Genomic DNA, 20,621 nt, shown 5'->3' on the forward strand with positions numbered 1-20,621 from the left:
TTCATCTTACCATACGATTATGAAAAGTAAATAGAATGTTTCATAAGTAACAAGATTTTATTACAATTCTTCTGAATTTTCGCCTTTCAATGGTAATTTAAACGAGAATGTTGTCCCTTCACCGAGCCGGCTGTGGACTGCAATCGAGCCTTTATGCGCTTCCACGATATTTTTCGCTATGGCAAGGCCAAGTCCTGTGCCGGTTTTGACATTCTTCCGCTTCCGTGACTTATCAGCCTTGTAAAAACGTTCAAACACGAATGGCAGATCGTCCGCAGGGATACCAGAACCGGAATCCTCGATTTTCGCCTCGATTTCATGATTGTTCTGTTCCAGTTTCACATGAACAGTTCCGTTTTCTTCTGTGTGCCGAATTGCATTATCGATCAGGTTTGTAAACACCTGTTCAATCCGATCCGGATCAAACCTTGCATGACTTACTTCATGTTCGGCCGAAAGCTTCAAATGCACTTGTTTGTCGTTTGCCAGCCCTTGGAACTTTCGAATGATTTTATCCATAAACAGCTGGAGGTTCACTTGTTCCACATTCAAAGTGATGTGACCTGCTTCCATCCTTGCAAGATCAAGCAGTTCATTGACAAGCCTTCCCATACGAAGCGATTCTTCGTAAATGATTTGCGCAAGTTCATTTTTCTCTTTCTTGCTTTCTGCAATATCATCGACAATCGCTTCGCTGTAGCCCTGCATCATCGATATTGGAGTCCGAAGTTCATGGGATACATTCGCAATGAAGTCTTTCCGAAGTTTATCGAGTCTTCGTTCTTCCGTCATATCACGAAGCACTGCCACCGCTCCACGAACCTTCATCTTGTCATAAAGCGGACTCATAATGATGACCCAGGATCTGCCTTGAACTTCTGCCTCGATCATCATTTCGCTTTCTGTCGATAGTACATTTTTGAACATATCCTTTAAGGGATCAGGCAGCTCCATGCGCTCATAACTCATATTAAGCCCCGCGTCTTTTCCACTTTCGAATAGCCACGTGTCCAAATATTGCTCAGCAGGCGGATTTGTGATCAGGATTTTCCCTTCACGATTAATGGTCATGACTCCATCAGCCATTGATCGTAAAATGCTGGCAAGAAGCTCCTTCTCCTGATTAAGCGCATCAATATGAAACTTCAGTTGTCTTCCCATCCGATTGAAAGCCATGGCAAGTTCACCGATTTCATCATGCGTCAGAATCGGAATCTTCGTATTAAACTGGCCTTCTGCAAGCTCCAAGGCGCCTTCCCGCATTTGAATCAGTGGAGAGGTGATTCTGGTAGAAAGGAAGAATGCGAATACCGTCGTCAAGATGATTGCAATTCCTGCACTTAAGAAGATGATTTTGGTCGTCTGTTTCGTCGTTGCTTCGACATTATCCAACGATTGATAGACGAAAACGGCTCCTTCACTATTTTCGAGCGGTGCTCCTACCACCATCAATCCATTATCCAGTTCAGCTGTCTCCGCAATCTTTTTCACAGAATTCCCCGAAAAGACGGAAGTCAACTCTTCATCCGCTTCAATCCATGCAAGATCGATTTGCGGGAGCTTCTCTTCTTCAGAAGCTGAATTCCATACATCTTCCCGATCGAAGAAGATCGACACTCTGCTTGTAGGGTCTTTGATCCTTCCAGCAGTGGCATAGATCAAGCCTCTTTCATCATATTCACTCACAACTTCAGAGACTTTGTTTGCCGTTTGCAAAAGTTCTTCTTCCGCATCCAGCACATGATAGTTTTCAAAGAACTCAAGTAACAGAATAGTAAGGATGAACAGGACGAATGATACGAGTAAAAGAATAGTGAACCATAATTTTCCTACTACACTTCTCCAGAACATCAGTCACCACTTACCTCGAATTTATATCCTACACCCCAGACCGTTACGATCATCTTAGCCGCTTCCTTCGATACTTTACTCAACTTTTCCCTCAGCCGTTTCACATGAGTATCCACAGTACGCAGATCTCCGAAGAATTCATATTTCCAAACTTCCTTCAGAAGCTGCTCGCGATCGAACACTTTATCAGGCGCCTGTGCCAGATAATAAAGCAATTCGTACTCCTTAGGTGTCAGCGTCACTTCCTCTTCATCTGCGAGGACCCTGTGCGCATCATTATCAATTGTCAGATGTGGGAAGACGAGCACATTTTTCGCATGTGTATCTGTATTAAGGAATTTAGTGGAAGAAGAACGTCTCAGCAGTGCTTTCACACGAAGTACGACTTCTCTAGGGCTGAACGGTTTTACGATATAGTCATCCGTACCGACTTCAAATCCCTGTACTCGATTCGTTTCCTCCCCTTTAGCTGTCAGCATGATGACAGGTGTCGCTTTCTTTTCTCTCAATTCCTTGCACACTTCGATCCCATCTTTACCGGGCATCATGATATCTAAAAGAATGACATCGAAATCTTCTTCCAATGCCAGTTCCAAAGCCTGCTCTCCATCCTCCGCTTCTTCCACGAGATAATTCTCGCGTTCAAGGTACATACGGATCAACCTTCTGATGCGTTCTTCATCGTCCACTACTAAAACTCTAGCCTCATTTTCCATAGTAATCCTCCTAAAATCATACGTCTCTATTCAACTCTATTCGCTAATCATCGAAAAACTCCTGCCGATAAGACCTGATAGACACTGCTTATTATCCTCTTTCCAACATAGATATATAGAAAAAAGCTATAGGAAACTGCTTCCTATAGCCTTTTGATCACGCATATGAGTGAAGGCCGGCAATGACAAGGTTGACTGCGATCAGGTTGAACATGATGATTGCAAACCCTCCGACAGCAAGCCATGCTGATTTCGTTCCATGCCATCCCCTTGAAAGACGTAAGTGAAGGAATGCTGCATAAAAGAACCATGTGATGAGTGCCCAGACTTCTTTCGGATCCCATCCCCAGAAGCGATCCCAAGCCTGTTGGGCCCAAATCATCGCAAAGATAAGTGCTCCAAGAGTAAATACAGGGAACCCGATTGCAACTGCACGATAGGATACTTCATCGATAAGATCAGGATTGGTGTTTTTAAGCTTGGGCTGTATAGCAGCAGCAACCCTTTTTCTAAGAATCAATCGTGCGATGCCATAAAGGACAAGACCACTTAGTAACGACCATAGTAATGTATTGAGTTTCCTAGGTGCACCTTCTCCACGCATAAATTCCGGAGCGGTCGTCAAAGGCTGCATCCCGTCGCTGACAAGTTCTCCATCCTGTGGTCCTACAAGCGGTGGAAGCTGATATTCAATCGTCGTCATATTTCCATCCACAGGTGCCTCGATTTGGGCTTGATAATCCATGAAACCGAAGCCGTAGTTGACCACTACGAAACCTACTGTTGCGAAAATGGAGTAGATGACGAATTCAAGCCAGAATGTTTGTTTTGACTTTTTAGTCTGATCCACTTGTCGGATCAGGAAAAGTAATCCTGCGGCAAAACTTACAGCGAGGATCGCTTCACCCAGAGCAGCTGTAGTTACATGTATATATAACCAGTGAGTTTTCAATGAAGGTATCAACGGGGATACTTCCGTTGGAAAGACACTGGCATATGCAATGATAAGCAGTGCCACTGGCAACGTGTACAATCCCAATACATTCAATCGATAGATGAAGTAAATGACAATGAATGCAAATACAAGCATCATTCCGAAGAATGTAGTAAATTCAAATAGGTTACTGACTGGTGCATGCTGGCTTGCAATCCATCTGGTGATGAAATAACCGACTTGAGTCAGGAAACCTATGATCGTAATAGTAATGGCTATCTTTCCAGCTACATCTTTTGATTGATTTCTCTTATCGCGGATCGTACCTGCGAAGAAGAAAGTTGCGATCAAATATAAGAAGAACGCAATCATCAATAGAGTGCTGCTAATCGAACTTAATTCCATGTTCATCCTCCTTGCCTGAGTCAGTCAGCATCGTTCAGCTTTCCAACTGTTGTTGGTCGTCAGGTTCTTCAATTCCTGTTCCATCTATAGCTTTTTCAATATCCCGTCTGAGACCGAACCAGTTTTTATTCGTATGTCCGGCAATCCAGACGCCGTCTTCTCTAGGCTGAAGCCAGATGCGACGGTGATTCCAATACATTCCCTGAATGACACCGATCATGAAGATGGCACCCCCAAGGGCAAGAATCGGCAATGTATAATCACGTTTTACAGAAAGACCGGTTACATCACGCACATCGTAGCCAGCTAAGCTGAGTTTATAGTCATTCTCACCGGTTGCATCTATATTCATACCGATACCAAGAAAGCTGATTTCAGGCTGTTCCTGGCCTTCTGGATAGACATAGAATACGAATGCCGGGTTCTTAGGGAACTTAGATTTAGACCTTGGCTGATTTCCATCCAAGTAATATTCAGGATAATACTGATTGATTTCCACTCTCGTACCATTATCCATTTCGTATTCCATTTCAGGTTGTGTCAGGTCGACGGTAAACTCACCCAAATTCTCACTTTCGTCATCTTTAGGGTGCAACTTGAAGGTCATTTCCTTGAACTCATCCTGCTGGAAGCTTGATTGATAGAGCGCGTACCCATCGAATTTCATTGGATAATTCACACGGATATCTCCGCGTTTCACTTCCTCCAATTCCGATTCCTGTCCAACTACAGCATCTTCAGCCTGTTTATAGATAACTGCGTTTGTCTGATAGTTGCTTGGGACCATTCCTCCCTGCTGCTGGATGGATTCCTGATAACGGGGATCATTCTCATCGTATGTCTCGATAATGAAGTCTTCGTTTTTGATGTAATATTGACTATCCGTGCTTGGAATCAATTTCGTTTCGCCTTCCCTCACCCATACGAAATCATCAATGTATAAAGCTGGGAAGAAACGGAGCAATGCGCCAAGCAGGAAGATGATCAGACCGATATGGTTCACATAAGGACCCCATCTGGAGAACCTTCCTTTTTCAGCAAGGATATGTCCTTCCTGCTCCCTGACTTTGTACCTGTGTTTTTTCAAATTCGCTTTAAATGAGTCCAGATCGACATCTGCTTTCGTTTCACCGAATACCCTTTGTCTTTGCAAGAAGGTGTGGTGACGCTTCGGTTTCTGTTTCTTCAATGCACGATGCAGTGGTACGACACGATCGATACTGCATATCACCAGGGATACACCGATCATGGCAATCAGCAGCATATACCATAGAGAACTGTATAAGTTATGGAACCCTAGCTGATAGTAGATCTTACCGGCAAGTCCATACTGCTCCTCATAATGCGTAGTCGCATCCGTACCAGGGGGTATGTACATCTCCTGCGGGAAAATCGTTCCAAGAGAAGATGCAATCAATGTGATGACAATCAACCAAACGCCGACCTTTACAGAGGAAAAGAAATTCCACGTCTTATCAATGATGCTCCTGTTATAGGTTTGGGATCGTCTGGCACTCCCATCATATCTCATGTTAAGGAGTTTACCTTTGTCATTTCCATCAATATGCTGGTTTTCTTCGATCGGTTTTCCGCATGATTCGCACAAGACTGTCCCTTCCGGATTTATGTGCCCACATTCACACTTGATTTTCTTCATATAAAAACCTCTCTGTATCTATCAGACTTATCCTTCTGGCTGAATTTCCTTCAAGTATTGTTCCAACCTTTCCAAAGTCAATGCTCCAATCACTTTCCTCTCGATCTCACCTTCCGGGTTAATGAAATACGTAGAAGGAATCGGACCAATTTTATACAAATCCATCACCTGGTTGCTCTTATCCCAAGGGACCGGAAAAGTAAGGTCATATTTGTCGATGAAGCGATTCACGACAAGTTTCGTACTATCAAGGTTGACGGCGATGATCTCTACACCCTTTTCTTTATATTCGGGATAGAGCTCCTGCATATAGGGCATTTCCTCTTCACAAGGCTTACAATATGTAGCCCAGAAGTTCAGCATGACACCTTTCCCTTCATAGTCTGAAAGTTGCAATGGCTCGTCCTTGCCGAATTGTTCAAGCTGAAAATCCGGGGCGTCATCCCCCACATCGACAGCACTGTCATCTTTTTGCAGGTTTTGAACAATTGCGAGGACGACCAGTCCAACCAAAAGTGCTAGAATGATTGACCGGAAAATCAGTCGTTTTCGTTTTTTCTTTGTTTTATCCATGGCGGTCACTCCCTTCGCAATTATAACATTTAACACTATGGCAAAATGTGAAAATTATTTAACATTTTTTTCTGCAAGGTGGCGCAGCTGTTTCACTTCATGTGGTGTCAATTCTCTGAAGTCGCCTGCATTCATCCCATGAAGTGTAAGATTTCCGTACCGTTCACGCTTCAGTTTGTCCACTTTTACATCCAACGCTTCGAACATCCGGCGCACTTGTCTGTTTTTCCCTTCATGAAGTATCACCTGAATGATCGCGGTCCCTTTTTTCCGATCGACCGATAAAGTTTTCACACGCACCGCGCGAAGGAAGTCTCCATCGACTTTCAACCCTTTTTTCATGGAAGCCACTGCCTCTTTGGATGGAATCCCTTTTGTTTTGACAATGTACTCCTTATCAATCTGATGCTTCGGATGCATCAGCAGGTTTGCAAAGTCGCCATCATTCGTAAGCAGCAAAATACCGGATGTGTCATAATCCAGTCTCCCTATCGGAAAAATCCGTTCTTCGATTTCAGGGAAAAAATCGGTGACAACTTTTCTGCCTTTATCATCGTTCACACTGGAAATGACACCTCTCGGCTTATAAAGCATGAAATAGATCGGTTCTTCCTTCACCAAAGGAACACCTTCCACTTCCACTTTATCGTTCGACGATACTTTCGTGCCGAGTTCAGTCACCACTTTACCATTTACTGTCACTTTACCTTCCTCAATCAGTTTCTCTGCTTTTCTACGTGATGTCACACCACTGTGTGCAATCACTTTCTGTAGACGTTCCATTTCATTCGCCATCTAATCACCTGTTCCTGGATAATTTTATTCTTGTTTCAAAACATTACGAAGCCACGCTGTCACTGCTCAGCGCGGCTGTTATTCGAGCTATTTCGTCATTCTTCAACTGAATACGATCGTCACTATCACGATTGACGCTATTATACCAATTAAGTCGGCCAATAGTCCAACCTTTAGCGCATCTCCCATCTTTTTGATTCCTACTGCTCCAAAATATACCGTAATGATATAAAGTGTAGTATCTGTACTTCCCTGCATCGTCGACGCCAACTGGCCAATAAAAGAGTCAGGCCCATAATTTCTGATCAGTTCACTCGTCATCCCTAGTGCAGCCGTGCCGGATAACGGGCGAATCAACGCTAATGGCAGAATCTCCTCGGGGATACTGAAAATTCCCGTAATCGGTTCAAACAGTGCAATAACTGCACCCATTGCTCCTGATGCTCTGAAAATAGCAATGGAAACCATCATTCCGATCAGGAAAGGGAGCAGTGAAATCGCAATATCGATTCCTTCCTTTCCACCCTCGACGAACTTCTCATAAGTAGGAACTCTTCTGATCGTTGCTGTCACCAGAATGAGCAATATGATGAGCGGTATGATCCAAAGACTGATAACACTCACATCTCTCGCCCCTTTGTCCTTCTCCAATAGAAATACCGGTCGATGATCAAAGCCCCCATTGTAGATATACAAGTAGCAGCAATCGTTGTACCTACGATTGCCGTAGGATCGACGGACCCATATTTCATCCTGATTGCGATCACAGTCGTAGGAATGATCGTAATCGAAGAGGTATTGATGGCTAGAAACGTAATCATCGAACGGCTGGCATAATCTTTCCCATGCAATTCTTTCATTTCCCGCATCGCTTTCAAGCCGAGGGGAGTCGCTGCATTTCCCAATCCAAAAAAGTTTGCCGTCATGTTGGAAAGAATATAGCCCATAGCTGGGTGGCCGTCAGGGATCTCCGGAAAAATTCGTTTTACCAAGGGACGGAAAGCTTTCGCCAACCCTCTCAGTATCCCTGCCGCTTCTGCGATCTTCATCAATCCAAGCCAGAAGATCAGGACACCCATCATCGTCAATGTAATCATTACTGCATCATCGATCGTTGAAAAGATTGCTTCATTCACTTCTTTCATCGTGCCTTGAAACGCCGCATAGACGATACCGAAAATGGCGAGCAAGGCCCAAATCAGATTTACCATGTCCCTGCACCAATCAGTTTATTGGTGACGCTTCGCCACAACCCGAGCAAGCCAGTTTCCAATGGTTCACTTAGAAGAGCTGTCTCCAAAATCGGTTCATCATCGAGATAGTAGATGGTTTTCCCTGCGAAGAGGTCATCTCCGAAATCCCGGTAGAGCTGTATGCTTGATTGGATTGCATATTTTTCTTTTTCAGTCACTGGAAATTGAATATCACGAGGATAATAGAACGTATCATCTTCAACCGATTGAAACGTAACCTTTCCTTCTTTTTGAAGTGTCACGGTATCATAATGGTCGAAGCCGTATTCGAACATCCGCTGATGGTCATTCCAGTCATCCGAAGCACTCAAAGTTACTGCAACCAATTCCATGTCGCCTTTTTTGGCAGAAGTGACGAGGGTCCTTCCAGCAGCTTTTGTATATCCTGTCTTTCCACCGGTACAGAAATCATAATATCGTGTCAGCATCTTATTTTTGTTGAACCAATAATAATCACGGTTATCAGATAGATACCGCTCAGCACCGGTAACTTCCCTGAATGTGTCATTCTTCATCGAATAGCTCATAAGTAACGCAAGGTCATAAGCGGTGGAATAATGCGTGTCAGAATCCAGACCATGCGGGTTATCGAAATTGGAGTTATTCATCCCAAGCCACGCTGCTTTTTCATTCATCAGATATGCGAAACCTTCCACGCTTCCTCCAACATGCTCCGCAATTGCAATTGCAGCATCGTTTCCAGACCGGAGCATCAATCCATACACAAGATCTTCCAGGGTCATCTTCTCGCCTTCTTTCAAGTAGATGGAGGACCCTTCCGTGTAGACAGCCCTGTGGCTCGCTTTCACTTTTTCCTTCAACATTCCTGATTCTATTGCGAGCAGCGCAGTCATGATCTTGGTCGTGCTTGCAATCAAATGTTGATCATCCGCTGCTTTTTCATACAATACTCGTCCAGATTTCATATCCATCAGTACTGCATTCCTTGCTGAGACCGACAGATGCTGGTCTGCATGTGCAGGTGTACTAGTACTGAAAAGTGTTCCGATCATCATAACGATCGTCAATAGGACCATCCACTTCTTCACTGCTGTTCCTCCTTCTAAAACTTGTCTTTTATAAATCTATGCATCTAAGACAAGCATATGAGTATTTTAGGCAGGCGGAACAGATGGAAGGTTGTGATGAAAGACTCTGTTAAATCTCAGTGTAAATTCTCCCGGTAAAAGAGAATTTGAGATATGATGTGACGGTGCCGAATCAACGGAAAGGGCGGCTGGGAAACTACTCGCTTTCCTGTGGGGGAGACGAGCCTCCTCGGTCTTTTCACGACCTGTGGGGTCTCGCCTAGGCCCTTCACCCACTGGAGTCTCGCAGTTTCCCAACCGCCATGTGTGTTTCGGTGGCCAATCACGATTTTGCATGATTTTCAAAAATTAAAAACGATGTTTATTACTATAAAAAAATGCATCAAGCCGTCTATGCGACTCGATGCATTCACATTTGGTTCAGGATGCTGGTCCTTCTTTTTGATTATTCATGACTATTTTCGTCTGATAATCTGTTTCATAGTAATCCAGTTCTTCTCTGATCTGCTGAAAAGGGTGTTCCAGCCTCGTCATCAGCATTTTTACCGATTCAGGAGGTTCGTGATGGAACTTGATTGCATTCTTTCCAGTGTAAGCCGCGCGGCTATCTTCATACCAAGTATCGCCTTTCGGTGAGAAAAATTCAGCGATGCACTGATGATAGATCCCATAAAGCGTCCGTTCTGCTGCTGATTTCCTGAAAATTTCCGATTGCAGCAAAACCCGGACTGTATCTTTAGCTTCATCACAGAATACTCCCAATCTACGAAGGGATCGCATCAATTCCTGATAATATTCCTTTTCCCTGCTGCCACCCTCGTTCATCAATCCATCTATATGATGGTGATTAAGGTAGTCACTGATCTTGCCATCTACGTTCTCTAAAAAGTCGCTGACCTCTTCCATTTGTGCACGGACAAGCTGGTTGCTCATAAAATTGCCTCCTTAGATGTTTCCCAATGTGATTCATCCATGTATGAATGCTAAAGTAGATTCTAATTCATAAGGTTTGCCATCACTCAATTTCAGAAGCATCTGCTGCAAAGATTCCCAATTGATATTGGCGTATAGTTCTGCATATTCATCATAGTCATTGATGTAGATTTTCCTTTTGTGCTTATATCTGGGATTCTTGATGAGTGCAACAAGCGCAGCTACATCCTTGACATCGATCTTAGTTTCACCAAAGCTCATGATCGGATTCTCTTCATATGGCATAAACTCATTCATACGTTCATCGAAGTACCTCAAATACAACAATTCCAATGAATGTTCCTGGCCTTTATCAAAATATACAACTTCAGACCTGTTAAAGAACTCCTCAGGTGAGGCAGCTTGCGACTTTGTCAATTCCTCTCCGTGACTCGCTCGTATTTCCATCAAATCCCCCCAACATCGTCTTAGTACTATACTATCATAGTTCCTGTGAAAGGATGCTCTAATATTCTGAAAACTCCTCATCATCCGTTTGGTAGGCTCCATTTGCCTCTTCTTTGAACTTATCAAAGAATAAGTCTGCTTCCGATTCGATATCTTCAGAAGGATTCTCAGGCAATGGAGGTAACTCTTCCAATGATGTCAAACCGAAATAGGTAAGAAAGTCTGTAGTTGTCCCATATAAAATCGGACGTCCAATACCTTCTTTTCTTCCAACCTCTTCGATCATCGACCTGACTACAAGGGTGTGCACTGCTCGCTCACTCTTCACCCCACGCAGTTCTTCAATCTCCACCCTCGTGATTGGCTGTTGATATGCAATGATCGCCAGCGTCTCCAGAGCAGCCTGGGAAAGCTTACTCGCTTGTGGAGTTGCAATCATTTTCTTGTAGTAGGGTGCATGCTGTGGCTTGGTGGATAGAAATACGACATCTTTCGCGTACATTAATCTGATACCCCTATGGTCATGCTCGTAATCGTATTCCAACTCTTTCAACGTGAGCTCAGTCGTTTCTGCATCCGTTTCTACTATTTCTGCTAAAGCTTTTTTAGAGAGGCCCTCTTCACCAGCTGCAAAAAGCAGCCCTTCCAGGACCCCTTTCATTTCATTCCTATCCATTACTGGTCCTCCATTTTATACACGATCAATTCATCAAAATGGTTATTCTGCACACATGTCAGCCGGTTGATTTTCATCAGTTCCAAGATGGCCATGAACGTGACGACGATATGTGATCTCGTTTTTTCAGGAAACAAAGTGAAGAAGCCGACACCCTTTGTGTTTACATCGATCTGCTTCATGATTTCTTCCATCCGCGTTTGAATCGGAATCTCGTCACGCTGGACCTTTGTTTCGGCAGGTTTCTCCCACTGTTTCCTTTGGAACAGCTTCGACAAAGCTCCTAACATGTCATAGATCGAGGCTTCTCCCGGAGTTACTTTAGGCTTTTCCTCCATATATTCTTCCAATGTCGAGGGTTGCCTTGTGTACACGTGGTTGGCAGTTTGCTCTTTATCCTTCAAGGAAGCAGCTGCTTCTTTATATTTCCGGTACTCGATCAATCTTCTCATCAGTTCTTCACGAGGGTCTTCCTCAAGCTCATCCTCATCTTCAAATTCGACAGGCTGCTTCGGAAGCAGCATCTGGCTTTTGATCGCCAGCAAGGTTGCCGCCATTACAAGATACTCACTTGCTACGTCCAATTCAAGCACCTGCATCGTATGGATGTAGGCCATATATTGTTCCGTTATCGTTGCTACAGGAATATCATAAATATCGATTTCATAACGGTTGATCAAATGGAGAAGAAGATCCAACGGTCCTTCAAACGCATCGACCTTTACTTGATAGCTTTTATTCAACAGATCTTTCCTCCCTGCTAATTTTTTGTTCAGTAGCCCATACACATTCGTAAGATAGACATAAATTAATACCGTAAGATAAATCTTACCAAAAAAACTGATTTCCGTTAATACAAAAAGGAGGAATTCATTCATGAGTGGCGGTTATGGTAGTGGTTTCGCGTTGATCGTTGTGTTGTTCATTCTTTTGGTGATTGTCGGAGCAGCTTGGTTGTACTAAGATCAGACTGAACGACTGGAGCCATGCAGCATTGCATGGCTTTTTCATTTATCTTTAAATTTTTGCAGGTGCCCTCCACCAGGCAGTATGATAGAATCGTATCATTCCTGATAAAGGAGGACTATGCTATGTATCCGACTCTTTACATAGAATACCTCGCACATTTCCACTGTACGAAAGACTTTTTTGAGTGCCATGAAGTGCTTGAGGAACATTGGAAGGAAGTCGAGCCGAAACGAAGGGATTCCGTTTGGGTCGCACTTATCCAATTGGCAGTCAGCTTATATCATCACCGGAGAGGAAATCATGCCGGGGCTCAGAGATTACTCGAAAAATCGTATGACAAAGTGAAGCTAAGAGAAAATGAATTGAAATCACTGGGTCTGGACCCTGTCCAATTGCAACGCCTGATGGAAGAATTAAAGGAGCATTACGCCAGCAACCTCCCCTTTCAACACGTCGAGCTTCCAGTTGATGACCCGGAACTGGTTGAACTATACAAAGCAAAGTGTCAAGCTTGGCACGATGAGGGAATCCTGGAGAATGATCACCATTTTCTCGTTCATAAACACCGTCTAAGAGACCGTTCTGACGTAATGGATGAGCGCCAGATCCAGCTGGATAAACGGCGGAATAATCAAAAACCGTGACCAGGATTTTGCCTTGAATTGACTAAACCATAGACACAGTAAAAAAGCAGCGCAACGTCTATTGACGTGAGCGCTGCTTTTATATGTCACTGGAAGCTTTTTGAGGACGGTCTGCGCACTTTTCCAGGAATGCAGTAGTATCTTCGCTGGCACGCACATCATATCCATCCGCATAAAAATCTCTGACTTCCTGCACCATTTTCCTGCCAATTCCCATATTCCGATGGGAAGGGTTGACGGTGATGTGCTGGATACATACGTCTATCCCAGAAATCTCAACACCGATGGCACCAAGGATATCTTCTTCTTTCCAGAGGAAAAGCTGCCAATCTTCATTCGTCTCATATTCTTTAATGGTCTGCTGAAGTTTTTTGACATCTTTTTCGCTCGGCATGAAAGAAAGCAATCCCATCGCGATTTTTTCAAATGACTTTTTATATCGAATCAGCATAATAACCCCTCATTATAAAGTGACTTTCCATGATCGGCTTTTGGAACTTCCCAAATTGCCATACCTATTCAACCGTAAGTGAACGTTGTATCTATTAAAGACTGAATCGCACCAGTTTGTCAATTGGAGATTTTGTCGAATGATCAGGCGATGATCAGCCAGTAGTATAATCCCCATCCTATGCTTAAAACAAGCAATGTGATAAATAAAAGGATCTGTTTTTTTCTCAATTGTCATATCCCCTTTGAAGCGGCCCTTGTTTACTCCCTCGATTAGGATAAGCCATCCGAAGGAATTATTCAAGTCTACTTGAAGAGACCAGGAAATATTGCCTGCATGACGCGATACCCGTCAGAAATCTTTCCATTCACCTTGAATGGGATGAGATTGAAGCAAGCAAGATAAAGGTTGAACAGCATCAATAACTGTATAGCTCCATTATGACCGCCCGGAAGGAATATATACAATCCACTGAATAGCATCAGATTAGCGACAGGTCCACCAACGCTGATCCACGCTTCTTCTCTTTTTGAGAAAGGGGTATTCCTGATGCTGTCGGTCGTTCCTCCGAAGAAAAAAACAGCGTGAATTTGAATATGTACTGTACCGATAACAATTGAAAGCAGTTTTTTCCCCGATCCGATCCGCACAACTGCCTGTGTCTGCTTCAACGAGATTGCAGCAAGCCCGTGACCGAGTTCATGAATCATAATACCAACAGGGGCAATCCACAACATGGCAAGAAAAAAATCGAACACCGCATTTGCGCTCCTTTTCTGTTGTTCACAAATAAAAAGAGGCTGACAACCCCGTCTTACATCTACTCTCAGAGCTGTCAGCATATTTCATCTTCTTATTCTTCGTCCCAGACTTTCACTTCTTTCATCGTGTCACCAGGTTTGATATCCAGAACAGTATCCATTCCTTCTGTCACCTGACCAAACACTGTATGAACTCCGTCCAAGTGCGGTTGTGGTTCATGAACGATGAAGAACTGGCTTCCTCCAGTATCTTTACCAGCATGTGCCATTGAAAGGGAACCTGCTACGTGTTTGTGCGGATTTCCTTCTGTTTCGCATTTGATTGTGTACCCAGGGCCACCAGCTCCTGTTCCCGTAGGATCGCCGCCTTGTGCTACAAAACCTGGGATGACGCGGTGGAAAGTTACACCATCATAGAAACCGCTGTTTGCAAGCTTTTCAAAATTTTCTACTGTTTTCGGTGCTGCTTCCGGATAAAAGTCGATCAGAATCTTTTCTCCAGTTTCGAATGCAATACTACCTTTTTTCATTTTGTTTACCCCTTCCGATTTTCATAGGATCGATCCAAACGTGTCAGATCTTCGTAGGATTCCCGCTCGATTACAAGCTGATGCTCACCGTCTTCCACAAAGACTACAGCAGCTTTAGGGAATCGGTTATAGTTGTTCGACATGGAATAACCATACGCTCCCGTGCTCATGACAGCTAAGATATCATGATGGGTCACACTCGGTACGTCCACATCCCATATTAGCATATCTCCTGACTCACAGCACTTCCCTGCTACAGAAACTTTTTCTTTTACCGGTTCGTTCATCCTGTTTGCAACGAATGCTTCATACCTTGCCTGATATAATGCAGGGCGAAGATTGTCCGTCATTCCCCCATCGACAGAAATATATTTACGAACTCCCGGAATTTCCTTTACTGATCCGATGGAATATAGAGTCATGGCAGCATCACCTACAATGGCCCTGCCTGGCTCGATCCATATTTCCGGAACCGGATATTCGGCGGAATCAGATAACTTCTGTACTTCATCGATAAGAGCGTGCGCATAAGTATCGAGTTCCAGAGGGGCATCATCATCTGTGTAACGAATACCGAACCCACCCCCAAGGTTCAATACGCGAGCTGTGAACCCATAAGTTTCTTTCCACTTGATCATGGCCTCGAACAACTTATTCGTCGCCATTACGAAGCCGCTCGTTTCAAAGATCTGAGAACCAATATGACAATGAAGTCCGATCAATTCCATTCTTTCCACTTTAGCAATCTTTTCATAAGCAAGCTCCGCCTGGCCGCTCGATAAATCGAAGCCGAACTTGGAATCTTCCTGTCCGGTCAGGATATAGTCATGCGTGTGCGCTTCAATACCAGGCGTTACCCGAAGCAGGACATTCATTGTCTTCTTTTTCTCTTGCAGAATTGCAGATAGAAGATCAATTTCGTAAAAATTGTCGATAACGATGCAGCCGATTCCATGATCCACTGCCATCTCCAATTCTTCCAAACTTTTGTTATTTCCATGCAGATGGATTTTATCCATCGGATAGCCGGCTCGGATTGCAGTGTACAGTTCACCTTGCGAGACGACATCCAGACTGAGCTCTTCCTGTTTTGCCACCTCCAGCATCGCTATCGACGAAAATGCCTTGCTGGCATACGCAACCTGCGCCTTCATTCCTCTGTCTTTGAATGTACGGACAAACGCTCTGGCATTTTTCCTTATACGTGCGACATCATATACAAATAAAGGTGTACCATATTGTTCTGCCAAACGGACCGTATCGACTCCACCAAATACCAGATGACCTTCCTCGTTAACAATCGTATTGTTCATTCTGTTCGACTCCCCTGCAGATCTATGTAACATGTAAGGTAATTAGAAATCTTGGCCTATCGCCATAATTGGCGGTAAACTAAAAATCGTTCCAGTGTAAAAAAATATTCCCCTTGATTATAAAGGGGAATATACAATCGTCAAAGTATTTACAATTTACCATAAGCTCCATGTGTCAGCAATGCCAAATCATGGTTGGCGCTGATTATTCTGTGGATGGACGATGCTTGGACGAACTTTAGCCAACGGAACAGACAAACGCATCAGAATCTGCATCAAGGCTTTGCCGTTGAAAGGGAGAAACGGCCATAAATAAGGAGTGTTCAGCGACTTTGTACGTGCAAGGACCAGGATATATAAGGTAAATCCGATTACGAACCCTTCCACATGGAATAACGCAGTCAAACCAAGCAATACCAATCTGCTCATCTTATTTGCAACACTCAACTCATAACTCGGAGTAGAGAAAGAGCCGATTGCTGCTACTGCGACGTACAGGATGACCTCTGGAATGAACATTCCTACATCAATGGCGATCTGTCCGATCAGAACAGCGGCTATCAGACCCATGGCGGTGGATAAAGGAGTTGGCGTGTGTATGGCTGCTATCCTGAGAAATTCGATACCTATGTCTGCAATCAGAATTTGGATGACGACAGGAATACTACTTTCTTCATTAGGACCGATAAAAGATAGCGGTTGAGGTAATAAAGATGGATCCTGAACCATCAACAGCCAGAAGGGCAACAAGAATACAGAAGCCAGGATTCCGATGAACCTTACCCATCTGACAAATGACCCGACTGCAGGGGATTGACGATACTCTTCTGCATGTTGTACATGATGGAAATAAGTTGTCGGAGTAATGATCATACTCGGTGACGTGTCCACCATCACGAGGACATGCCCCTCAAAGAGGTGGGTAGCTGCTACATCCGGCCGCTCCGTGTACCTGACTAGTGGAAAAGGGTTCAATCCCTGCTGGACAAGAAACTCTTCAACCGTTTTGTCAGCCATCGTCAATCCATCGATTTTTATGTTTTCAATTTCCTTTTTTATCAGTTTGATCAGACCTGGATCTGCAACATCCTGCAAATAGGAGATACAAACATCACTTTTGGACCTTTCTCCAACTTTAAGTATTTCATGTCTCAGACGTTCATCTCTGATCCGTCTTCGTGTCAGTGCGGTATTTTCAATGATGTTTTCCGTATATCCATCCCTTGAACCACGCACCACTTTTTCTGTATCCGGCTCCTGTGGAGTCCTGCCTGGATAGGAACGCACATCAACTATGAACGCTTTCTTCTCCCCTTCCATAAAGATGACGATGAGCCCGGACAACAGCTGTGTGATCGTTTGCTCCATATTGTCAGCAACTTCGACCTGTTGATGGACAAGGTGATTGTGGATTACGTCAAAGGTGTGTTTCGGTCTTACTTGTGCCTTATCGATTTCCATCAATTCTTTCATAAGTTCAATGATGTATTCGGTATCACACAAGCCGGTTACATAGTACAAATATAATCGTTCATTGAGGATGTCGAGCTTACGGAAGCCGATATCAAATGACACATCCACCCCGACGCGATCATTCATGAACTTTTCGAGTTGATCCAATTTAGGAAAAATTGGTGTCGGTTCTTTTTGAGTCATGGTTTACCTCCTTTTTACAAATGCTGCCTCATCTACCCTTTCGGTTTGAAAATGACCGCAACGATGAAGCCGAATAAAATTGCTGAGGCAATACCCGCAGAGGTCAGCTGGAATATCCCCATTGCAATCCCGATAAGTCCATGATCACTTGTCTGTTCCATCGCCCCATGCAGGAGGGAATGTCCGAAGCTGGTGATGGGAACGAGGGCTCCAGCACCTGCAAACTCGATCAGGTTATCGTATAAATCGAATGCATCTAACAGAGCTCCGATGACTACGAAGGATGACATGACATGGGCTGGTGTTAGCTTGAAGATATCAAGCATCAGTTGACCGACGACACAAATGCCTCCTCCTACAAGAAAAGCCCATAGGAATGTCATTGCACTCCCTCCTCTCTGACGAGCACGACGGCATGCGCAATGGTTGGGATCGTCTCTTTCTGCTGCACCATGGTCGGACTCATAAGCGCCCCTGTCGCAACGACGAGAATGCGGTTATACACGCCCGCTTTCAAGTCCTCCACAAGCTTTCCGTAGGTGACGACAGCGGAACAAGCGCACCCACTTCCCCCAGCAAATACCGGCTGATCACTGTGATAAATCATCAACCCGCAATCATTATGAACTTCATCGACATTGAATCCATCTTCCTTCAGCATATCTTTGACGATTGGAGAACCTACACCTGACAGATCCCCTGTGGCGATTAAGTCGTAATCACTCGGCATTCTCCCCATATCCTTCATATGGTTCACGATTGTATCGTAGGCGGCAGGTGCCATTGCAGAACCCATATCGAACGGGTCTTTGATTCCGTAATCCATCACCTTCCCAATCGTTGCCGCTTCGATTCTGACGGAAGATTTTTCTTTAGAGATCAGTGCTGCTCCGCTTCCGGTTACTGTAAAGGTCGCGGTTGCCGGTTTCTGCCCTCCATATTCAGTCGGATAGCGGAATTGACGCTCTGCCGTTGCATTATGGGAGCTGACGACTGCCAGAATCTGATTGGCAAACCCTCCATCTATCAATGCTGCACTTGTTGCAAGTGTTTCCATCGATGTCGAACATGCACCGAACATACAGATAAAGGGAATTTCCAATTGCTTTGCCACATAATTTGAAGTCACATTCTGATTCAGCAGATCCCCGGCAAGGAGGATGTCGATCGAAGACTTATCTTTACCTGCTTTTTGAAGGCAGAGCTCGACCGCATCCTGCATCAGTCTGCGTTCCGCCAATTCCCAGTTCGCTTCGTTGCAGTGAAGTTCCTCATGACTCCGGTCGAAATACTTGGCTAGCGGTCCGGCCCCTTCCAAAGGTCCTACAGATGTCCCCGTTTCATTGATATAGATCGGCTGATTGTATAACCACGATTGCTTACCCATTTTAGCCATTAGAGACACCTCCTAAAATAATGCCTGGAATATATAACGCAGCATTCCGAACACATACGCCGCAACTACACCGAAGGCGATGACAGAACCTGCCAGTTTGAACATGTTGGTAGCTACACCAAGGACGATGCCTTCGCTTTTATGCTCCAATGCGGCTGAGGTGATCGAGTTGGCGAATCCAGTCACCGGTACCGCAGATCCTGCTCCGGCAAATTGCCCGAGCTTATCATAAACTCCGATTCCGGTCAGGATCGAAGACAGCAGAATCAAGGTTGTCACTGTCGGATTTGCTGCATTCTTTTCGGAAAAATCGAATACATGGATATAAAATTGCATCAATGCTTCACCTAGTACACAAATCAGCCCTCCCACTACGAACGCCTTCAAACAGTTCATCACATAGTTGGGCTTTGGCTGATAAGCCTTTATCGTCTTTGAATACTGTTTCTGTTCAAACTTATCTCCCATGATCTGTACTCCTTCACTTTACAAAAATGAGCCACTGAAAAAGCGACCCTCCGATTTTCCCTAATACGAGTGCCATCAGAAGAATCAGCAGTTGATCTTCCAAGCCGACCCGCTTGGTCAATAGCGGAAATACATTGAGGACTTCTGTCAATGCAGCAGCAAGCATTCCGATAAAAATCCCATGGAACAACCCCCACGCTGCAAGCACAAGATTTGGAACATCTATCGGAACATCACCGAATGAAAGGTAGATTCCTGCAAGCGTTCCGCAAATGACTGCCGATTCGTAGGAATGAAGGTGGCGTTCGGATTTGGATAACTGCATCAGCCTCGGTATGATTCCCAACACAGTCAAAAATGCCACAAAACCAGTACCTACAGCTATTCCAGCAGCTAATCCGATAAAAACTTCAACGAGGATCGTCATCATGATTCGATTCCACCTTATTTTCATGAAGGACGATGTAATTATCCAAATCCTGCTGATAGTTGAACACTTCCACCTCCAACGGGCTTGGCTCCTCATTGAAACGTTTATTAAAGAGATGGTTGAAGAATAAAATCATGCCCAGTCCAAGCCCAATGGAATATGGAATTTGGATCCAATAAGGGTGTTTCCTCTCTTCTCCTGTAAGCATGAAATGAAGCTTCTGCTGAACTGCTTCCATAGCAACATCATAATGAAAATTCATGATTGCCATCGCTGCACCGATAAAAAGCAACAGCCATATTCCAAAAATGATCAAAGGGGATGCACTACGTTTTGTCATTTCCACTTGAACGATGCATTGATTCGGTCCTATCAGCTGTACATCCAATCCTGGGTGAAGCTCATTCAACCGCTGGATAACGGTGAACCCATCAATGATCACGATATTCTTATCTTTTTTGGTGATATAGTGCAAAGGCAGTGTCCGTAACTTTTCCTTCAGATCGATTGAACATGAAACCAAGGCGATGTCCTTGAGAAGGACGGGATGATAACTTGACATATGCACTTTTCGTTTTAGACGCAGGTGAACGATTTCAGACATAAGCACACGCCTTTTCTTAGTGGTTCGATTCATGTTTTAGTATGAGTAGTAACCGGAAAATCATGCAGTTCTCTCACTGACGAAAAACAAAAAGAAAAACGCATGGCGTC

The 20,621-nt window shown here is 44.2% G+C and carries 25 protein-coding genes; 2 read left to right on the plus strand and 23 right to left on the minus strand.

The features are described from left to right. Positions 1-60: 60 nt before the first annotated feature. From ACFQ2J_RS04895 to ACFQ2J_RS04955, 13 genes are all read right to left on the minus strand, one after another. Positions 61-1,851, minus strand: coding sequence for an ATP-binding protein (locus tag ACFQ2J_RS04895; protein WP_386057107.1), 1,791 nt, complete (start codon positions 1,849-1,851; stop codon positions 61-63). After that, positions 1,851-2,567 carry a response regulator transcription factor gene (locus tag ACFQ2J_RS04900; protein WP_386057109.1) on the minus strand — a complete coding sequence of 239 codons (717 nt, stop codon included), beginning with the start codon at positions 2,565-2,567 and terminating at the stop codon, positions 1,851-1,853. Before ACFQ2J_RS04900 ends, ACFQ2J_RS04895 begins: the two co-directional genes overlap by 1 nt. A 157-nt stretch (positions 2,568-2,724) precedes the next feature. Continuing rightward, positions 2,725-3,906 (minus strand): c-type cytochrome biogenesis protein CcsB, encoded by a 1,182-nt coding sequence (gene ccsB / locus ACFQ2J_RS04905; RefSeq protein ID WP_386057111.1) that lies wholly within the window; start codon positions 3,904-3,906, stop codon positions 2,725-2,727. 34 nt (positions 3,907-3,940) lie between these two features. After that, the gene (gene resB, locus ACFQ2J_RS04910) at positions 3,941-5,563 is read right to left on the minus strand and encodes a cytochrome c biogenesis protein ResB (RefSeq protein ID WP_386057112.1); all 1,623 of its coding nucleotides are present in this window, start codon (positions 5,561-5,563) and stop codon (positions 3,941-3,943) included. A 27-nt stretch (positions 5,564-5,590) separates the two neighbouring features. After that, a complete protein-coding gene (resA, locus tag ACFQ2J_RS04915) occupies positions 5,591-6,136 on the minus strand; it encodes a thiol-disulfide oxidoreductase ResA (protein ID WP_386057114.1) in 546 nt (181 codons plus the stop codon). Positions 6,137-6,190: 54 nt separating this feature from the next. After that, positions 6,191-6,919 carry a pseudouridine synthase gene (locus tag ACFQ2J_RS04920; protein WP_386057115.1) on the minus strand — a complete coding sequence of 243 codons (729 nt, stop codon included), beginning with the start codon at positions 6,917-6,919 and terminating at the stop codon, positions 6,191-6,193. A gap of 114 nt (positions 6,920-7,033) precedes the next feature. Next, positions 7,034-7,555, minus strand: a complete 522-nt coding sequence (locus ACFQ2J_RS04925) for a spore maturation protein (RefSeq protein WP_386057117.1) — start codon at positions 7,553-7,555, stop codon at positions 7,034-7,036. Next, the gene (locus ACFQ2J_RS04930) at positions 7,552-8,142 is read right to left on the minus strand and encodes a nucleoside recognition domain-containing protein (RefSeq protein WP_386057118.1); all 591 of its coding nucleotides are present in this window, start codon (positions 8,140-8,142) and stop codon (positions 7,552-7,554) included. The genes ACFQ2J_RS04925 and ACFQ2J_RS04930 overlap by 4 nt, the downstream gene beginning before the upstream one ends. Beyond that, positions 8,136-9,233, minus strand: coding sequence for a D-alanyl-D-alanine carboxypeptidase family protein (locus ACFQ2J_RS04935; protein WP_386057120.1), 1,098 nt, complete (start codon positions 9,231-9,233; stop codon positions 8,136-8,138). Before ACFQ2J_RS04935 ends, ACFQ2J_RS04930 begins: the two co-directional genes overlap by 7 nt. Before the next feature lie 420 nt (positions 9,234-9,653). Then, entirely contained in the window at positions 9,654-10,166 is a 513-nt protein-coding gene (locus ACFQ2J_RS04940) for a DUF3907 family protein (protein WP_386057122.1), read from the minus strand. 33 nt (positions 10,167-10,199) lie between these two features. Next, positions 10,200-10,613 carry a hypothetical protein gene (locus tag ACFQ2J_RS04945; protein WP_386057123.1) on the minus strand — a complete coding sequence of 138 codons (414 nt, stop codon included), beginning with the start codon at positions 10,611-10,613 and terminating at the stop codon, positions 10,200-10,202. 58 nt (positions 10,614-10,671) lie between these two features. Then, positions 10,672-11,289 (minus strand): SMC-Scp complex subunit ScpB, encoded by a 618-nt coding sequence (gene scpB, locus ACFQ2J_RS04950; RefSeq protein ID WP_386057125.1) that lies wholly within the window; start codon positions 11,287-11,289, stop codon positions 10,672-10,674. Beyond that, complete coding sequence (locus ACFQ2J_RS04955) at positions 11,289-12,032, minus strand: segregation/condensation protein A (RefSeq protein ID WP_386057127.1); 744 nt, start codon at positions 12,030-12,032, stop codon at positions 11,289-11,291. The genes scpB and ACFQ2J_RS04955 overlap by 1 nt, the downstream gene beginning before the upstream one ends. Positions 12,033-12,165: 133 nt before the next feature. On the opposite strand from ACFQ2J_RS04955, the gene ACFQ2J_RS04960 reads away from it, so the two are divergent. Both ACFQ2J_RS04960 and ACFQ2J_RS04965 read left to right on the plus strand, forming a co-directional pair. Then, positions 12,166-12,252 (plus strand): YjcZ family sporulation protein, encoded by an 87-nt coding sequence (locus tag ACFQ2J_RS04960; RefSeq protein WP_386058349.1) that lies wholly within the window; start codon positions 12,166-12,168, stop codon positions 12,250-12,252. Positions 12,253-12,380: 128 nt separating this feature from the next. After that, positions 12,381-12,902 (plus strand): DUF309 domain-containing protein, encoded by a 522-nt coding sequence (locus tag ACFQ2J_RS04965; RefSeq protein WP_386057129.1) that lies wholly within the window; start codon positions 12,381-12,383, stop codon positions 12,900-12,902. Between the two features lie 79 nt (positions 12,903-12,981). On the opposite strand, the gene ACFQ2J_RS04970 is transcribed toward ACFQ2J_RS04965, so the two are convergent. From ACFQ2J_RS04970 to ACFQ2J_RS05015, 10 genes are all read right to left on the minus strand, one after another. Beyond that, positions 12,982-13,353 (minus strand): GNAT family N-acetyltransferase, encoded by a 372-nt coding sequence (locus tag ACFQ2J_RS04970; RefSeq protein ID WP_386057131.1) that lies wholly within the window; start codon positions 13,351-13,353, stop codon positions 12,982-12,984. A 305-nt stretch (positions 13,354-13,658) separates the two neighbouring features. After that, complete coding sequence (locus ACFQ2J_RS04975) at positions 13,659-14,111, minus strand: site-2 protease family protein (protein WP_386057133.1); 453 nt, start codon at positions 14,109-14,111, stop codon at positions 13,659-13,661. 95 nt (positions 14,112-14,206) lie between these two features. Further along, on the minus strand, positions 14,207-14,644 hold the full coding sequence (locus tag ACFQ2J_RS04980) for a peptidylprolyl isomerase (RefSeq protein WP_386057135.1): 438 nt from the start codon (positions 14,642-14,644) through the stop codon (positions 14,207-14,209). Positions 14,645-14,649: 5 nt separating this feature from the next. Beyond that, on the minus strand, positions 14,650-15,957 hold the full coding sequence (lysA, locus tag ACFQ2J_RS04985) for a diaminopimelate decarboxylase (protein ID WP_386057137.1): 1,308 nt from the start codon (positions 15,955-15,957) through the stop codon (positions 14,650-14,652). 189 nt (positions 15,958-16,146) lie between these two features. Next, complete coding sequence (locus ACFQ2J_RS04990; protein ID WP_386057138.1) at positions 16,147-17,613, minus strand: spore germination protein; 1,467 nt, start codon at positions 17,611-17,613, stop codon at positions 16,147-16,149. A gap of 32 nt (positions 17,614-17,645) precedes the next feature. Next, a complete protein-coding gene (spoVAE, locus tag ACFQ2J_RS04995) occupies positions 17,646-17,996 on the minus strand; it encodes a stage V sporulation protein AE (RefSeq protein WP_386057140.1) in 351 nt (116 codons plus the stop codon). Further along, complete coding sequence (spoVAD, locus tag ACFQ2J_RS05000; protein WP_386057142.1) at positions 17,993-19,009, minus strand: stage V sporulation protein AD; 1,017 nt, start codon at positions 19,007-19,009, stop codon at positions 17,993-17,995. Before spoVAD ends, spoVAE begins: the two co-directional genes overlap by 4 nt. A gap of 12 nt (positions 19,010-19,021) precedes the next feature. Then, the gene (spoVAC, locus tag ACFQ2J_RS05005) at positions 19,022-19,477 is read right to left on the minus strand and encodes a stage V sporulation protein AC (protein ID WP_386057144.1); all 456 of its coding nucleotides are present in this window, start codon (positions 19,475-19,477) and stop codon (positions 19,022-19,024) included. A gap of 13 nt (positions 19,478-19,490) precedes the next feature. Next, on the minus strand, positions 19,491-19,907 hold the full coding sequence (locus ACFQ2J_RS05010; RefSeq protein WP_386057145.1) for a stage V sporulation protein AB: 417 nt from the start codon (positions 19,905-19,907) through the stop codon (positions 19,491-19,493). Continuing rightward, positions 19,888-20,511, minus strand: coding sequence for a stage V sporulation protein AA (locus tag ACFQ2J_RS05015; protein ID WP_386057147.1), 624 nt, complete (start codon positions 20,509-20,511; stop codon positions 19,888-19,890). Before ACFQ2J_RS05015 ends, ACFQ2J_RS05010 begins: the two co-directional genes overlap by 20 nt. Positions 20,512-20,621: the final 110 nt, after the last annotated feature.

This window comes from Thalassobacillus hwangdonensis (assembly GCF_042675915.1).
Taxonomy (GTDB): Bacteria; Bacillota; Bacilli; order Bacillales; family Halobacillaceae; genus Thalassobacillus_A; species Thalassobacillus_A hwangdonensis.

What these genes read in the sequence shown, in the direction of transcription:
- ACFQ2J_RS04960 (WP_386058349.1), top strand. Translation starts at nt 12,166, where the DNA reads ATGAGTGGCGGTTATGGTAGTGGTTTCGCGTTGATCGTTGTGTTGTTC.
- resA (WP_386057114.1), bottom strand. Translation starts at nt 6,136, where the DNA reads ATGGATAAAACAAAGAAAAAACGAAAACGACTGATTTTCCGGTCAATC.
- spoVAD (WP_386057142.1), bottom strand. Translation starts at nt 19,009, where the DNA reads ATGGCTAAAATGGGTAAGCAATCGTGGTTATACAATCAGCCGATCTAT.
- ACFQ2J_RS04965 (WP_386057129.1), top strand. Translation starts at nt 12,381, where the DNA reads ATGTATCCGACTCTTTACATAGAATACCTCGCACATTTCCACTGTACG.
- ACFQ2J_RS04980 (WP_386057135.1), bottom strand. Translation starts at nt 14,644, where the DNA reads ATGAAAAAAGGTAGTATTGCATTCGAAACTGGAGAAAAGATTCTGATC.
- ACFQ2J_RS04940 (WP_386057122.1), bottom strand. Translation starts at nt 10,166, where the DNA reads ATGAGCAACCAGCTTGTCCGTGCACAAATGGAAGAGGTCAGCGACTTT.
- ccsB (WP_386057111.1), bottom strand. Translation starts at nt 3,906, where the DNA reads ATGGAATTAAGTTCGATTAGCAGCACTCTATTGATGATTGCGTTCTTC.
- spoVAC (WP_386057144.1), bottom strand. Translation starts at nt 19,477, where the DNA reads ATGGGAGATAAGTTTGAACAGAAACAGTATTCAAAGACGATAAAGGCT.
- scpB (WP_386057125.1), bottom strand. Translation starts at nt 11,289, where the DNA reads ATGGATAGGAATGAAATGAAAGGGGTCCTGGAAGGGCTGCTTTTTGCA.
- ACFQ2J_RS04990 (WP_386057138.1), bottom strand. Translation starts at nt 17,613, where the DNA reads ATGACTCAAAAAGAACCGACACCAATTTTTCCTAAATTGGATCAACTC.
- ACFQ2J_RS05015 (WP_386057147.1), bottom strand. Translation starts at nt 20,511, where the DNA reads ATGTCTGAAATCGTTCACCTGCGTCTAAAACGAAAAGTGCATATGTCA.
- resB (WP_386057112.1), bottom strand. Translation starts at nt 5,563, where the DNA reads ATGAAGAAAATCAAGTGTGAATGTGGGCACATAAATCCGGAAGGGACA.
- lysA (WP_386057137.1), bottom strand. Translation starts at nt 15,957, where the DNA reads ATGAACAATACGATTGTTAACGAGGAAGGTCATCTGGTATTTGGTGGA.
- ACFQ2J_RS04945 (WP_386057123.1), bottom strand. Translation starts at nt 10,613, where the DNA reads ATGGAAATACGAGCGAGTCACGGAGAGGAATTGACAAAGTCGCAAGCT.
- ACFQ2J_RS05010 (WP_386057145.1), bottom strand. Translation starts at nt 19,907, where the DNA reads ATGATGACGATCCTCGTTGAAGTTTTTATCGGATTAGCTGCTGGAATA.
- ACFQ2J_RS04970 (WP_386057131.1), bottom strand. Translation starts at nt 13,353, where the DNA reads ATGCTGATTCGATATAAAAAGTCATTTGAAAAAATCGCGATGGGATTG.
- ACFQ2J_RS04895 (WP_386057107.1), bottom strand. Translation starts at nt 1,851, where the DNA reads ATGTTCTGGAGAAGTGTAGTAGGAAAATTATGGTTCACTATTCTTTTA.
- ACFQ2J_RS04920 (WP_386057115.1), bottom strand. Translation starts at nt 6,919, where the DNA reads ATGGAACGTCTACAGAAAGTGATTGCACACAGTGGTGTGACATCACGT.
- spoVAE (WP_386057140.1), bottom strand. Translation starts at nt 17,996, where the DNA reads ATGACATTCCTATGGGCTTTTCTTGTAGGAGGAGGCATTTGTGTCGTC.
- ACFQ2J_RS04930 (WP_386057118.1), bottom strand. Translation starts at nt 8,142, where the DNA reads ATGGTAAATCTGATTTGGGCCTTGCTCGCCATTTTCGGTATCGTCTAT.
- ACFQ2J_RS04900 (WP_386057109.1), bottom strand. Translation starts at nt 2,567, where the DNA reads ATGGAAAATGAGGCTAGAGTTTTAGTAGTGGACGATGAAGAACGCATC.